This is a genomic window from Dictyobacter aurantiacus (genome assembly GCF_003967515.1).
Classification (GTDB): domain Bacteria; phylum Chloroflexota; class Ktedonobacteria; order Ktedonobacterales; family Ktedonobacteraceae; genus Dictyobacter; species Dictyobacter aurantiacus.
Genome location: NZ_BIFQ01000001.1, coordinates 2,908,262 through 2,921,442 on the forward strand (window position 1 = coordinate 2,908,262; position 13,181 = coordinate 2,921,442).

At 57.3% G+C, this 13,181-nt stretch carries 9 protein-coding genes; 2 read left to right on the forward strand and 7 right to left on the reverse strand.

Annotated elements, in window-relative coordinates:
* Window positions 1–258: 258 nt before the first annotated feature.
* The 4 genes from KTT_RS11705 to sdhC form a co-directional block, all read right to left on the reverse strand.
* Window positions 259–966 (reverse strand): succinate dehydrogenase iron-sulfur subunit, encoded by a 708-nt coding sequence (locus tag KTT_RS11705; protein WP_126596144.1) that lies wholly within the window; start codon window positions 964–966, stop codon window positions 259–261.
* An 11-nt stretch (window positions 967–977) separates the two neighbouring features.
* Window positions 978–2,714, reverse strand: a complete 1,737-nt coding sequence (gene sdhA / locus KTT_RS11710) for a succinate dehydrogenase flavoprotein subunit (RefSeq protein WP_126596145.1) — start codon at window positions 2,712–2,714, stop codon at window positions 978–980.
* Window positions 2,715–2,726: 12 nt separating this feature from the next.
* Complete coding sequence (locus KTT_RS11715) at window positions 2,727–3,143, reverse strand: succinate dehydrogenase/fumarate reductase transmembrane subunit (RefSeq protein ID WP_174844788.1); 417 nt, start codon at window positions 3,141–3,143, stop codon at window positions 2,727–2,729.
* A gap of 74 nt (window positions 3,144–3,217) precedes the next feature.
* Window positions 3,218–3,604: a succinate dehydrogenase, cytochrome b556 subunit gene (sdhC, locus tag KTT_RS11720; RefSeq protein ID WP_126596146.1), complete on the reverse strand. Its 387-nt coding sequence runs from the start codon at window positions 3,602–3,604 to the stop codon at window positions 3,218–3,220.
* A 647-nt stretch (window positions 3,605–4,251) separates the two neighbouring features.
* Here sdhC and KTT_RS11725 point away from each other — a divergent pair.
* Together KTT_RS11725 and KTT_RS11730 are read left to right on the forward strand one after the other, a co-directional pair.
* Entirely contained in the window at window positions 4,252–4,692 is a 441-nt protein-coding gene (locus KTT_RS11725) for a FixH family protein (RefSeq protein WP_126596147.1), read from the forward strand.
* A 179-nt stretch (window positions 4,693–4,871) separates the two neighbouring features.
* Window positions 4,872–6,566 (forward strand): molybdopterin-dependent oxidoreductase, encoded by a 1,695-nt coding sequence (locus KTT_RS11730; protein ID WP_160145807.1) that lies wholly within the window; start codon window positions 4,872–4,874, stop codon window positions 6,564–6,566.
* Window positions 6,567–6,704: 138 nt separating this feature from the next.
* Here KTT_RS11730 and KTT_RS11735 read toward each other — a convergent pair whose 3' ends face one another.
* The 3 genes from KTT_RS11735 to KTT_RS11745 form a co-directional block, all read right to left on the reverse strand.
* A complete protein-coding gene (locus KTT_RS11735; protein WP_126596149.1) occupies window positions 6,705–8,525 on the reverse strand; it encodes an ABC transporter ATP-binding protein in 1,821 nt (606 codons plus the stop codon).
* 20 nt (window positions 8,526–8,545) lie between these two features.
* Window positions 8,546–10,339: an ABC transporter ATP-binding protein gene (locus KTT_RS11740; RefSeq protein ID WP_235845680.1), complete on the reverse strand. Its 1,794-nt coding sequence runs from the start codon at window positions 10,337–10,339 to the stop codon at window positions 8,546–8,548.
* Window positions 10,340–10,739: 400 nt separating this feature from the next.
* Window positions 10,740–12,893 carry a serine/threonine-protein kinase gene (locus KTT_RS11745; RefSeq protein WP_126596151.1) on the reverse strand — a complete coding sequence of 718 codons (2,154 nt, stop codon included), beginning with the start codon at window positions 12,891–12,893 and terminating at the stop codon, window positions 10,740–10,742.
* Between the last annotated feature and the right edge of the window lie 288 nt (window positions 12,894–13,181).

Below are 13,181 nucleotides of genomic sequence, written 5' to 3' on the forward strand. Positions count from 1 at the left end.
TGTCTCACACTCATGATTATCGCCTGCGGCCCATCTGAGCTTTTGCGCCTCTCAGGTGCTCCCAAATCTGTATTGAGTTGGTGGATCGGGTGCGCGGATGCGCACCCGATCCACCAACTCAATAAAACAGTGCGGCCGCGCAGCGGACGCGCGTGCGGGGGCACTTACGCACCCCATATAAAAAGAGTCAGCCGCGCGCGAAAGAAAAGGGGCTGGATCCTGATCCGACCCCTTTTCTTTCGCGCGCCAGCTAACCTATCAGGCGTCTTCAGGACCGCCGTAGACGACGGCACGCTTGACCTCTTCAATCAGGTCGGTGACAGGGATACCACGTGGACAGGCATCGGAGCAGTTGAAGATGGTGCGGCAGCGCCAGACGCCATCTTTGCGGCTCAACAGTTGCAGTCGCTCGGCGGCGCCCTGGTCTCGACTATCGAAGATGAAGCGGTGTGCGTTCACAATCGAGGCCGGACCCACCCAGTCAGGATTGCCCCAGATGGAGGGGCAGGAGCCGGTGCAGGCGCCACACAGGATACACTTGGTGCCCTCGTCGTAGCGCGCACGCTCCGCCGGAGATTGCAAGCGCTCGGTGCCGGGCTCGTTATCATGCGTAATCAGGAAGGGTTTGATCGAGCGATATTTATCGAAGAAGCGATCCATATCGACCACCAGGTCCTTAATGACAGTATAACCCAGCATCGGTTCGATGGTGACTTTGTTGCCGACATCACGCATCAGCACCTTACACGCCAGGCGATTGCGGCCATTGATGCGCATCGCGTCCGAGCCACAAACTCCGTGGGCGCAGGAACGACGATAGGTGAGGGTGCCGTCCATCGTCCATTTGATCGTGTTGAGCGCGTCCAGCAGGCGATCGATCGGATCGGCCTCGACCCGGAATTCGTCCCAATAGGGCTTCGCATCTCGTTCTGGATCGTAGCGCTTAATACGTATCAGTACGTTCATTGCCAACTCCTCTAGTATTTGCGTTCCTTGGGCTTGAAGATCGGATCGTCAATGAGGATCACATCTTTATAGTCCAGGCGTACATCATGTGCTTTAGTGCCGCGATAGGCCAGGGTGTGCTTGAGCCAGTTCGCGTCATCGCGTTTCTGATAATCAAGACGGAAGTGGGCGCCCCGGCTCTCGGTGCGGGCGAGGGCTCCATGGATGGTAGCTTCGGCGCAGTCTAACAGGAAGCCTAGCTCGACCGCCTCCACCAGTTCGGTGTTGAAGCGTTTGCCTTTGTCCTGTAGCTGGACGTTTTTGTAGGCTTCTTGCAGGCCCGCGATCTCGTCGAGGGCGTGGCGCATGCCTTTGTCTTCACGTTCAACGAAGACGTTATCGATCATTTCGTTCTGCAGGTCGCTGCGGATACGGGCTGCCGATTCACCGCCGGTCGAGCTGTAGAGATGATCGATATATGCACGCGAGTACTCCTCGTGGTTCTCTGGCAGGGGAGCGAAGTCGTTCTCCTGAATAAACTTCGCTATGTGCTTGCCCGCTCGTCGTCCGAAGACGATCAGGTCCACCAGCGAGTTGGTGCCCAGGCGGTTGGCGCCATGGACCGAGACGCAGGCGACCTCTCCAGCGGCATAGAAGCCCGGCATGGGGGTCCACTGCGGATCGATGACGACGCGAGCGTCGGTATCGGTTGGGATGCCACCCATGGCGTAGTGGGCGGTTGGCTGGATCGGCACCGGCTCTGTAATCGGCTCGACGCCCAGGTAGTTGCGGGCGAAGTCGGTGATGTCGGGCAGCTTCTCGGCGATCTTCTGAGCGCCCAGGTGGCGCACATCCAGGTAGACATAGTCCTTGCCGTCGACGCCGTTGCCATCATTGATCTCCTGCACGATACAGCGCGAGACGATATCGCGGGGCGCCAGGTCCTTTAGGACTGGCATGTAGCGCTCCATGAAGTATTCGCCTTTGCCGTTGAGCAACTTGGCGCCCTCACCACGGGCCGCCTCACTGAGCAGGACGCCGACCTTGTAGATGCCGGTGGGATGGAACTGGTACATCTCCATGTCCTGCAGCGGAATGCCCCGGCGATAGGCGATCGACATGCCATCACCCATACAGGCAAAGGCGTTGCTGGTCACGCGCCAGGCGCGGCCATAGCCACCAGTGGCGAATAATACCGCTTTGGCGTGGAAGGTATGGATCTCGCCCGATTTGATCTCCATGGCGACGACACCGCAGGCCTGCCCGTCATTGATCAGTAGATCCAGCACCAGGAACTCGTTGAAGAAGCGCACCTCGTTTTTGATAGCGTTCTGATACATGGTCTGCAGGATCATGTGACCCGTGCGGTCGGCGGCATAGCAGGAGCGGCGCACCGGCCCCTCGCCGAAGTTGCGGGTGTGACCGCCGAAGCGACGCTGGTCGATGCGCCCATCGTCTGTGCGGTTAAAGGGGAGTCCCCTGTGCTCAAGTTCGTAGACCGCGTCGATCGCCTCGCGCGCCAGAATCTCGGCGGCCGGCTGATCAACCAGGTAATCACCGCCCTTGACGGTGTCGTACATATGCCATTTCCAATGATCTTCTTCCTGGTTACCGAGGGCCGCAGCAACGCCACCTTGCGCTGCTCCGGTATGTGAACGGGTGGGGTAAACCTTGGTCAGAACCGCAACACTGGCATTGGGAAGTTGCATCGCTGCCATCAGACCGGCGCCGCCAGAGCCAACAATAACCACATCAAACTTCTGATACATAATTCATCCTCACTATTTGGGAATACAGAGTGGTCCCGTCGCACCAGGAACCGTTGGGAAGGTAATCAGGGTGAGCGTCCCCAGCATAAAGAAGACCACCAGCAGGAGGGCGGAGATGGATAAGAGCCACATGCGTGCCCCCGGTGCGTGCACGTAATCGTCGATGACCACGCGCAATCCATTCATGCCATGGGTCAGTCCCACTGTGAGCAACAGCCAGTCAAAGACACGCCAGAAGACGTTGCTATAGCGCATGGCAACGAATGCATAGGTGGTGCAGGATACATCGTTGGCGATGTGCATAATAAGTAGGTGCACGATTACCAGTACGAGTAGTAGTGCCCCTGAAATACGGAAATAATACCAGGAAAATGTTTCGAACCCGCCAGCAACAGGTCGAGGTCCACGTCCGCTAGAAATACGCAGCATAAAGATGCTTCTCCTTACATTGAGTATGCTTCATCATTGTACTCGAGATGGTCTTTCCATCGTAGAAGGGCCGTCTAGCGACCTGCTGTTGTGTGTGGCGCTTGTGTTAACCAGTGGAAGGCGGGCACCATAATCACGTAGGCCATGGGAATGAAGACAATGATGGTTACAGCCAGGACAATCCAAAACATCACACGCTGATAGCGAGATCCTTTACGCCAGAAGTCGATGGCCATAATTCTGACGCCATTGAAGGCGTGGTAGAGTACTGCTCCTATCAGGGCCAGCGATAACAGGCGCACAATCCAATAATCAAATAGGGTGACGCTCTGGTTATACACTCCGGCGCCAAAGCTGAGCATTGAGACGTCGACGATATGGATAAACAGAAAGAGCAAAATACCGAGCCCTGTGACGCGGTGAAGCAGCCAGGACCACATTCCAGATTGACCTTTGTACATTTTTTCCTCGATTCTGGAGGCGGGAGGTCGGGCTTGAGGCGATAAATGAGAGTGGTGCCCAGGCACACACTCTCGATTGAAGTGGCACGTTCATGCGCCGCTTCGGCATTGTTTTCTGGCCTCCTGGCTCTTGCTCTCGCCCATTTGGACATCCACCAGAGGTGCCATTGCCCAGGGCTGCTACATATACTGATCAGCCCTGTTTCAGCTTGCCTGTCGCCAAATGGCTTGTCGCAAGAAAAACAAACAGTACATTTCTATCGAACTGGTATGCCTTGAACCCGGACTGCACTGTCTTTGTCTCTAGCACCTCGTTGTACCTTCTGGGAGTTGACGGTGTTATTGATATTATACGTCAGTTAGCCGGGCTGCGCCAACAGTAAACTGACTCTTTTTCTATTCTCTGCCATTCCCGTTTTGCGATCTGGTCGTTTGTGACTGGTAATAGCCTGCGCAATCAGATATAATACAGGAAAGATAGAAAATAATACGCGAGCTTACATTCGTTAGCAGACTGTTTCTGGTGGGTTATGCTTCGCCCCTGCTCGTCATGATAGAACCTTCTCTCTAATAGGCAGGGGTGTGCAGGCATAACCCACCTTTTTCATGTCCATCCGTCGGATTGAAAATCCTCTATAACAGATTATATGAAGAGACGACAACTTTTAATTGTGGTGTTGGGACTGGGCTTCCTGATCGTGATTACCACCATCGGTACCTCGCTGGAATCATTGCTCCCTCACCATCCCACTGCGCCCGTACAGGTAGCGCAGGCCGGACCCTACGAGGTTACGTTACGCGTTGATCCCAACCCGCCACCGACCAGCCAGCCAGCTCATCTTTCTTTGCAGATCGTCAAAAAAGCGGCCGGCCAGCTGGTGAGCAACGCCCATGTTACCCTGTCCAGCTCAATGACCACCATGGATATGGGAACCGAGGCGATCACCGCCCAACAACAATCCCCCGGCATCTACCAGGCCCAGGCCCACCTCGGTATGAGCGGCACCTGGGAGGTTCGCGTCCACATCTCCTCTCCTGGCGCCCCGGACGCCTCCACCACCTTCGACATCACCGCCTCATCGCCGTAGGTGCGTTCCCCACACGATCATGTCCCCCGTAGGCGGCATGATCGTGTGAGGGGACCATTCGTGCATTCGATTATCCATTGGAATGGTAAAAATGTCGCCGGGTGTGCGTGGAAATGAATATAATGGTGTTGAATAGATGGATTATTTATTCTGAAATTATATTCGCGATTATGAGGACCATGATGGGTGCATTACCTGCTGCTACTACTAAGAGGGAGCGCTGGCGACGCGGAGCGCTGGCGGGACTGCTGGCCGGCATTCTGGCCACCGTGCTGATGTTGTTGCTGAGTCTGACGATGGGGAGCGTTTCTCTGCCCGAGGCGTTGGGATCGGCGATCGCGCAGTCGTTACCACTACCTGTGTTTGATTATCTGCATGCCACGCTGGGCGGCGATGCCAAGCATTACCTACTGTATATTATTCTGATTGGACAATGCCTGGTCTTCGCCCTTTTCGGCGGACTCTGCAACCTGTTGGTCGATCGGCTGAACTTCGGGCAGTGGCGCGATGAGCAGGGGGACCTGAACTATGGCGTCGGTCTGCTCCTGGCTTTCGTGCTCTGGCTCTTCAGCGGTCTGATCTTTCTGCCGCTGACTGGCTCTGGTGTTTTCGGCGCGCAGCTGGCGACCGGTGCGTTCAATACCATGGTCAGCCTGGCCGTGACCGGTGTGGTCTATGGAATGCTGTTTATCTTCCTGCATAACTGGCTGACCTGGCGTCTGCTGCGCCGGACAGCGTCATCCGATCAGGAGACGGCCGATGTGCTGGAGAGCAAACGCATCGAGCGCCGTTCGTTGATTCGCAACGGACTGGTGGTGCTGGGCCTGGGGACGCTGGGGGTGGCCGCGTGGCGCTTCATTAGCGGCGTGGGTGGCGGCGGCACGGGCGGTACGGCCGACGCCCAGACCCAATCGAATCTGTTGGATAAGTATCAGCAGAAGATCTCGCCTCCGCCGCAGCCGGTGTATGGCGAATGGCAGCCGGTCCCCGGACTCTCTCCCGAGATCACCAGCAACGAGCAATTCTATGGCGTCTCCAAGAACCTGGTGTCAGATCCCAGCGTGAAGGGGGATGACTGGGAGCTGATGGTGGATGGCCTGGTCTCGCAGCCCTATACCATGAGCTACAAAGAGTTGCTGGCTCTGCCCACGCACAGGCAGTATGAATCCATGATGTGCATCAGCAACGAGGTGGGCGGTAGCTATATGAGCAACGCCCTGTGGGAAGGTATCGCGCTGAAAGATCTGCTGGCGCGTGCCGGGACTATCAAGCCGGGTGCCACCAAGGTCGTACTCTATGCCGCTGATAGCTACAGCGATAGTATCCACCTCGCCAAGGCTCTAGAGCCGACGACGATGGTCGCTATCAAGATGAACGGCGAGACGCTGCCCACATCCCATGGCTATCCCGCTCGTCTGCTCGTCCCCGGTATCTATGGCATGAAGCACGTCAAGTGGATCACGCGCATCCAGGTCGTCAACACCGATTATCAGGGCTACTGGCAGCAGAACGGCTGGAGCGATCCCGCCCCCATCAAGATGACCTCGCGCATCGATACTCCCACGTATGGCAGCAAGATCAGCGCCGGCAAGCAGACCTATATCGCCGGTGTGGCCTTCTCCGGCAACAAAGGCATCAGCCAGGTCGAGGTCAGCCTGGATGGCGGCAAGAGCTGGCAAAAGGCCAACCTGCGTCGTCCCCTTTCCGCGCTCACCTGGGTCCTATGGGAGCTCCCCTGGCAGCCCGCCGCTGGCAGCTACAGCATTGTCGTCCGCGCCACCGACTTGCAAGGGAACGTACAGGATCCCCATATCGCCTCCCCCCTCCCCAACGGTTCCTCCGGCTACCACACCGTCCCCATCACCGTTGCATGATATATAAAGCGGGAGGTGCAGGAGGGCCGGCGAGGCCCTCCTGCCGGGGTGTGGGGTGTCCCCACAAAATTTTATTTCTCTCTTCTGCCGCCGTAGGCGGCGAGTGGGCAGGGGCCGCGCCCCGACGCGCATCTATTATTAGATGCGCGTCGGCACAAACCCTTCGCCCGGTTTGTAGTCTGGGGATTGGTGGCGGAAGTAGGTGTTGTAGAGCTCGGAGTAGTGGCCCCCGCGCTCCATCAGCTCTTCGTGTGTTCCCTCTTCAGCGATGCGACCACCGTCGAGGACGATGATGCGATCAGCGTGCTTGATGGTTGAGAGGCGGTGCGCGATCACGATCGCGGTCCTGTGCTCCAAAATCACATCCAGCCCTTCCTGGATCTGGGCCTCGGTCAACGGATCGACGCTGGCCGTGGCTTCGTCCATAATGATGATGCCCGGCTCCTGCAGCAGGACGCGAGCCAGGGCCACCAGCTGGCGTTGCCCCATTGACAGGGAACGTCCGGTCTCGCCGACCATGGTTCCCAGACCTTCGGGCAGAGCCTCGATCCAGTCGCCGTTGCCGATGCGCTCTGCTACCTCCCGGACCTCCTCATCGGTGGCGTCTGGTCTGGCATAGCGGATATTGTCGGCCACTGTCCCCGAGAACAGGAATGGAGACTGTGGCACGATCCCCAGCCGTTGGTGATAGTCGTGCAGATCGAAGCTGCGGATATCGCGGTTATCGATCAGGATCTGCCCCCCCTGGAACTCGTAGAAGCGGGAGATCAGCTTGCCAATACTCGATTTACCGGCTCCGGTATGGCCGACGAAGGCCACCGTCTCACCGGCCTTGATGGTCAGGCTGAAGTCTTTCAGCACCGTCTGCCGGTCATCGTAGCTGAAGAAGACGTTCTGGAAGGTGATCTTGCCCTTGATTTGTTGGACCGGTTGCTGATCGACCTGGTAGACGCGTGGCTCGGCATCCAGCAGCGCGAAGACGCGTTCGCTGGCGGCCAGACCCAGCTGGAACTGGCTCCAGAACGAGGCGATGCTCGTCAGCGGTTGCCAGAGCAGTCCCAGGCTCTGAATGAACAGGAACCAGTCGCCGGCCGAGATGGTGCCGCTGACCACGCTACGTCCACCGAAGTAGACGATCAGCGTGGTGCCGATGTTGGCGATAAAGACCAGCACCGGGAAGATGCCGTTGTATAGAAAGCCGGAGCGCAGATGGACATAGTACGACTGCGCATTGATCTGCTTGAACTCGTCGTACATGTTCTGTTCCTGGCGGAAGTTCTTGGCGATGGTGATGCCGCTGACGATCTCCTGCACGTTGGCGTTGACGCGCGCCAGGGAGCGCTGGGCGTTGCGTGTGAACTTGCGCGCCAGCGTGCGGAATCCCAGGGCGACCCCGATGATCAGGGGCATGATGCTCAGGGTCAGCAGAGCTAGCTGGGGACTGCGGAAGAAGAGCACGATGACGATCAAGATGTACAGCAGCACCTGGCTGAGCAGGTTCAGGGTTAGCGTGACCACGGTGGCGAAGTTTTCGGTATCCGAGGTGACGCGGCTGACGATCTTGCCGGATGAGAACTCGTCGAAGAACGACATGTCACGCGACATGACAGCGCTAAAGGCGTCGGTCCTCAACTGCAGCACGACATCCCCTACCGAGCGCGCGGTAAAGCGCTGGCGGAACATATTACAGGTCCAGGAGAGCGCGCCTGAGAACAGGATGAAGATGACCAGTCCGAGGGCCGCCTCCATGGCACGCGTGCTGACCAGCGTGTCGATGCTGTTGGAGATCAGCAGCGGGAACGCCGTATCAAGACACGAGTTGAGTACCACCAGCACGATGATGGCGATCATCAGAGGTAGCTTTGGTTTGAAGTAGCGGATGATGCGTTTGATCAACTGTCCATCGGTATAACTGCGATCGTATGCCTCGGCATCCAGACCCGCCATGATAAAGCCCATGTGAAAATTCCTTTCTCCTCTTAATCCCCACTACTTGCTGAGGCTGGGACGGCCGAGTCATAGTGCGAGAAGATGCGCCGATAGGTCTCGCAGCGTGCCAGCAGTTCTTCGTGTGTCCCCTGATCGATCAATTCGCCCTTGCGCAGGACCAGGATGCTGTCGGCCCAGCGGATCTGCGAGAGGCGATGGGTGATCAGCAGCGTGGTACGCCCCTCCAGTAGGCGACGAATGGCCTTCTGGATCTCGTCTTCGGTGGCGCTATCGATGGCGCTGGTCGAGTCATCCAGGATCAGGATGCGTGGATCGGTGAGCAGGGCGCGTGCGATGGCCAGGCGCTGGCGCTGTCCGCCTGAGAGGGTGACGCCGCGCTCGCCAATCTCGGTCTCGTAGCCATGTGGAAAGCTCTCAATGAACTCGTGCGCCTGGGCATCGTGCGCGGCCGCCTCGATGGCGGCTCGATCGGCCTTCGATCCCAGACCATAGCCGATGTTCTCCGCGATGGTGCGCGAGAACAGGAACACATCCTGCTCGATGGTCGAGATCTGCGAGCGCAGGCTGTCCATATCCCAATCGCGCACATCGATCCCGTCGATCTTGACGCTGCCCGCGTTGACATCATAGATGCGATTGACCAGTTTGGTCAGCGTGCTCTTGCCCGCGCCGGTCTGGCCGACGATGGCGACGGTCTGGCCTGGTCTGGCCCGGAACGAGATGTCCTTCAGAATGGGGGTCTCGCCATAGCTAAAGGTGACGTGGTCGAAGGCGATCTCACCGCGCATCTGCTCGTGATAACCGCCGGCATTCTCGTCCATCTCGGTCTCTTCCTTCATCAGGGCGAGGATGCGCCGGGCTCCGGAGATGCCGAGCTGCACCAGGCCGAAGCTCCAGATGGACATGAAGGTAACGAAGCGCAGGTTAGTGCACAGGCCCATAAAGGTAATCAGCGCGCCCAGCGAGATCTGGTGCTGCGAGAGCAGGTACAGGGCGTGCAGGAAGGCCAGTGCCAGTGCTACACCCAGGATCAGGGTGGGCAGGTAGCGGCCCTGAATCTTGCCGTTCTCGACGTAGAAGTCGCGGTAGCGGCTGGCGCGCGTGATAAACTTGCGCACCTCTTGCTTCTCCTGCGCCGTGGCTTTGACGACCTCGATCCCCGCCACCGCCTCGTTCAATACGGCGTTGGTTTTTCCAAACTCTTCGCGCATCTGATCCGATACCGGGCTGAGCTGGCGTGAATAGCGGCGCAATGCAAAGAAGAAGGCGATAATATAGAGACCTGGGACCAGCAGCAGTTGTGGATTGACCAGGCTAATGAAGAGGACATTGATGGTCAGGCTGGTGAACGAGTCAAAGATGACGTCGAACGCCGGCGAGACCATATCGCTCAGCTGTGCCATATCGTTGGAGGCGCGCGCCATCACATCTCCCACCTGCTGACGATTGTGGAAGGTCTGGCTCTTCCCCAGCAGACTGGTGTAGAGCTCCTCACGAGCGTTGCGGGCGAAGCGCTTACTCAAAATCTCAGCGAACAGGCGCGCCCCCAGGTCACAGATCCCCTGGCAGACGATAACTCCTAACAGTGAAAGCGCGATTACACCGAGCTGGCTGATGGCCGTTCCTTTGTTTAAGACCGTGTTGAATGCCGAGCCAGTCAGAAATGAAATTGAAGCGTAGAGCGCATTGGTGGCAATGCATAAGAGCATAAATCCGAATAGATAGAATTTATAGCGTAAAAGATGGGACGCAATCCAGCGTACCGGGCTGGACCAGTTGTAGCGATACTCATCGGCAACTGTAAACTCGCGTTTGGCTAGCAAGGGGTACCTCCACATGGAGTCTCGAAATGCACTACAAAGAAACAAGGGGTAAACGTTTACCCATAAATCATGGCATAACTGTACTGTTATAGATGATCACAGTAACAACTTCTGAGGGGTCTTGAATGCGTGTTCTAACGGAACCTATTTAGTATAGCGTACAATAGTTGACATCTGTTGTCGTATTTATCATTTCTACCTGCAGTCTGGAGTGAGGGGCAAGCAAAAAGGTCACATGATGATCTTCATCGAATCATGAGGTGCCTGACCTGAAACTTTTATTCTAATGTGATGATGGGTACAGCATACCATAAAGTCAGCATTTTAGGAAAGGTAAAAAAAGAGCAAGAAAAAAGGATGACAGGATTGGAGCAGTTGTCCGATCCTGTCATCCTTTTTTCTATTTGTCGCTGGCCTGCCAGACGTGTACCTGGCTGTGGGCGCTGGAGGCTATGTAGCGGCCGTCGGGCGACCAGGCAATGGCGTAGACGGTGGGATTGTGGCTGGGATGGGTGAAGCGCAGGGTGCCATCATTGGCATCCCATATCTGGATGGTGCCGTCGGCACTGGCGGATACGAGGTTCTGGCCATCGGGCGACCAGTCCAGTGTATAGACGGCGGCTGTGTGGCCGTGATAGCTCAGTCTGCGCTGGCCGCTGGTGGTGTCCCACACCTGTACAGTCTTGTCGGCGCTGGCCGAGGCGACCTGTGTGCCATCGGGCGATATGGCGACTTTATTGACCGCGGCCTGGTGTCCCCGGTAGATGGCTTCCCGCTTCCAGCTCCGCTGCTGCGTCAGGTTCATCACTTCCACAATGCGCTCTTCATATCCCAGCACCAGGTTGTTCGTAGCGGGTGACCAGGCAACAGAATTGATGGTACCATAACCAGCTTCACGGCTGGCGATGGTCTCGCCGTTCAGCGCTTTCCAGATGTGCAGGCTGGCATTGCTGGCGGAGGCGAGCCACTCACCATCGGGTGACCAGGCCAGGGCATGCATATGCTGTCTGGGCTGCCGATAGGTGAATCTGGTTTGCAGGGAGTCGCTGGTCCAGACCTGCACTATGCCGTCGTCGCTAGCGGAGGCCAGCAGCTTGCCTGCAGGCGACCAGGCGACAGCTTCAATGCTACTGCTACGCGAGTTCTCCAGGTTGCCCGCATAGATCTGCATCTGCCCACCGCCCCTGACATGCCACATTTGGACCGTTCTGTCTTTTCCTGCCGAGGCGATCTGCTGGCTCGATGGTGACCAGCAGAGCGAGGTGACGATGCCCATATGGCCTGGATAGGTGCGAACGCTTTTGCCTATATATGAATCTGGCATTACAGGTTCCGACAGTGGTGTATTTGTATTCTGATCTGGATCTGGGCTGTAGGTGCCCGGAACATAGACGAACGATTGATATCCCGGCTTGCTCCCATTGAAGTCGGGCGCGGCGTTGCTCTTGGATTGACTGGCCGCCACGCCGGTGGCACTGGCTGTCCCGGCGCTGGTCGACTGGTTGATCCTGGATGCTACATACGACAGCTTCGGCGTGGCCGGCTGACTGGTGGTGGGTGGTGTATAGACGGGCGTGGCTGGCCTGTTCTGGCTGGCCGGCGCCGTCGCGACGCGGTTGGCAGAGGAGAGGAGCGTCGAGTTTTTGCTGTTGATGCGCTGCAGTGCCTCTCGCACCATCTCCACGTAGGCGATGCGCTTGCCAGGATTGAGGTCCAGCATCTGATCGAGCAGGGCCTGCAGCGAGATCGGTATGTTGGGTACCTTGCTGAAGGCGAAGGGCGTGGTGGAGGGATCGATGCCGGTTAGCATCTGGTGCAGCATGGCGCCCAGGCTATAGATGTCGGCGCTCGGTCGCGTCTGAGACTTGCCGTATTGCTCGGGCGCGGCATAGCCGGGCGAGCCAAAGGCGATGGTGTCGTGGGCCTGTCCCGGTTTGAACAGGCGCGCGATGCCGAAGTCGATCAGGTAGACCTGGTGGTTGGGGGTCAGCATCACGTTCAGCGGTTTCAGATCGCGGAAGATGATCGGCGTGGGACGTGTATGCAGATACTGCAGCACCGAGCAGAGCTGGATGCCGATCTCATAGATCTCGGACCACGGCAGCTTGCCGCCCCGCTTGACCAGGTACTCTTCCAGCGTCTCACCCTCGATAAAGTCCATCACCAGGTACCAGCGACCAGACTCCGAAAAGTTCTCATAGATACGTGGCAGGTTCGGATGCATCAGTCCGGCCAGCAGCAGAGCCTCATGCTTAAAAGATTCTTCTGCCTCCCGTGACTCCTGCTGATTGAGTCCACGCTGACTAAGCTCCTTGATCGCTACCGGACGGTCGCCCAGCTCGGTGTCCTCGGCCTTATAGACCGAGCCCATGCCGCCCTGGCCCAGCCGCTCCAGCACCCGGTAGCGCTGCCGCAGCAACTGCTTTGCCGGCGCCGTGCTAACCGCGACCGGCGCGCTCGCATGTTGCAACGGTTCATGGCAGGCGAAACAATAATCATCCTCTGGCTTATTGGCCGCGCCGCAGTTGGCGCAAAAAATTTCAGCTGAAAGCACTCCCTGCTCCTATTTGTAGACATCATTGGTTAAATACTACCTTAAGTACAGTAATGTATAAAATAGAGCGTGTCAAGCTTATGCTTGTTTTCTTAACAGGCAGTGAATAAATTCTTCATGACCAGCTTTTTGTATGTAGGGTACTGCTGTCAAGATAAACGTCGGGAGGGCGATACCATCAAACCCGCATGGTACCGGATTTCTCAAAGAGAGACGCAACAAGAAAAACGGAAATGCCCCCGTTGGCGAGGATGCTGGGGGCATTCTCAACCGGGCTTGCCCTGGCTT

What these genes read in the sequence shown, in the direction of transcription:
- KTT_RS11705 (WP_126596144.1), bottom strand. Translation starts at nt 966, where the DNA reads ATGAACGTACTGATACGTATTAAGCGCTACGATCCAGAACGAGATGCG.
- sdhA (WP_126596145.1), bottom strand. Translation starts at nt 2,714, where the DNA reads ATGTATCAGAAGTTTGATGTGGTTATTGTTGGCTCTGGCGGCGCCGGT.
- KTT_RS11715 (WP_174844788.1), bottom strand. Translation starts at nt 3,143, where the DNA reads ATGCTGCGTATTTCTAGCGGACGTGGACCTCGACCTGTTGCTGGCGGG.
- sdhC (WP_126596146.1), bottom strand. Translation starts at nt 3,604, where the DNA reads ATGTACAAAGGTCAATCTGGAATGTGGTCCTGGCTGCTTCACCGCGTC.
- KTT_RS11725 (WP_126596147.1), top strand. Translation starts at nt 4,252, where the DNA reads ATGAAGAGACGACAACTTTTAATTGTGGTGTTGGGACTGGGCTTCCTG.
- KTT_RS11730 (WP_160145807.1), top strand. Translation starts at nt 4,872, where the DNA reads ATGATGGGTGCATTACCTGCTGCTACTACTAAGAGGGAGCGCTGGCGA.
- KTT_RS11735 (WP_126596149.1), bottom strand. Translation starts at nt 8,525, where the DNA reads ATGGGCTTTATCATGGCGGGTCTGGATGCCGAGGCATACGATCGCAGT.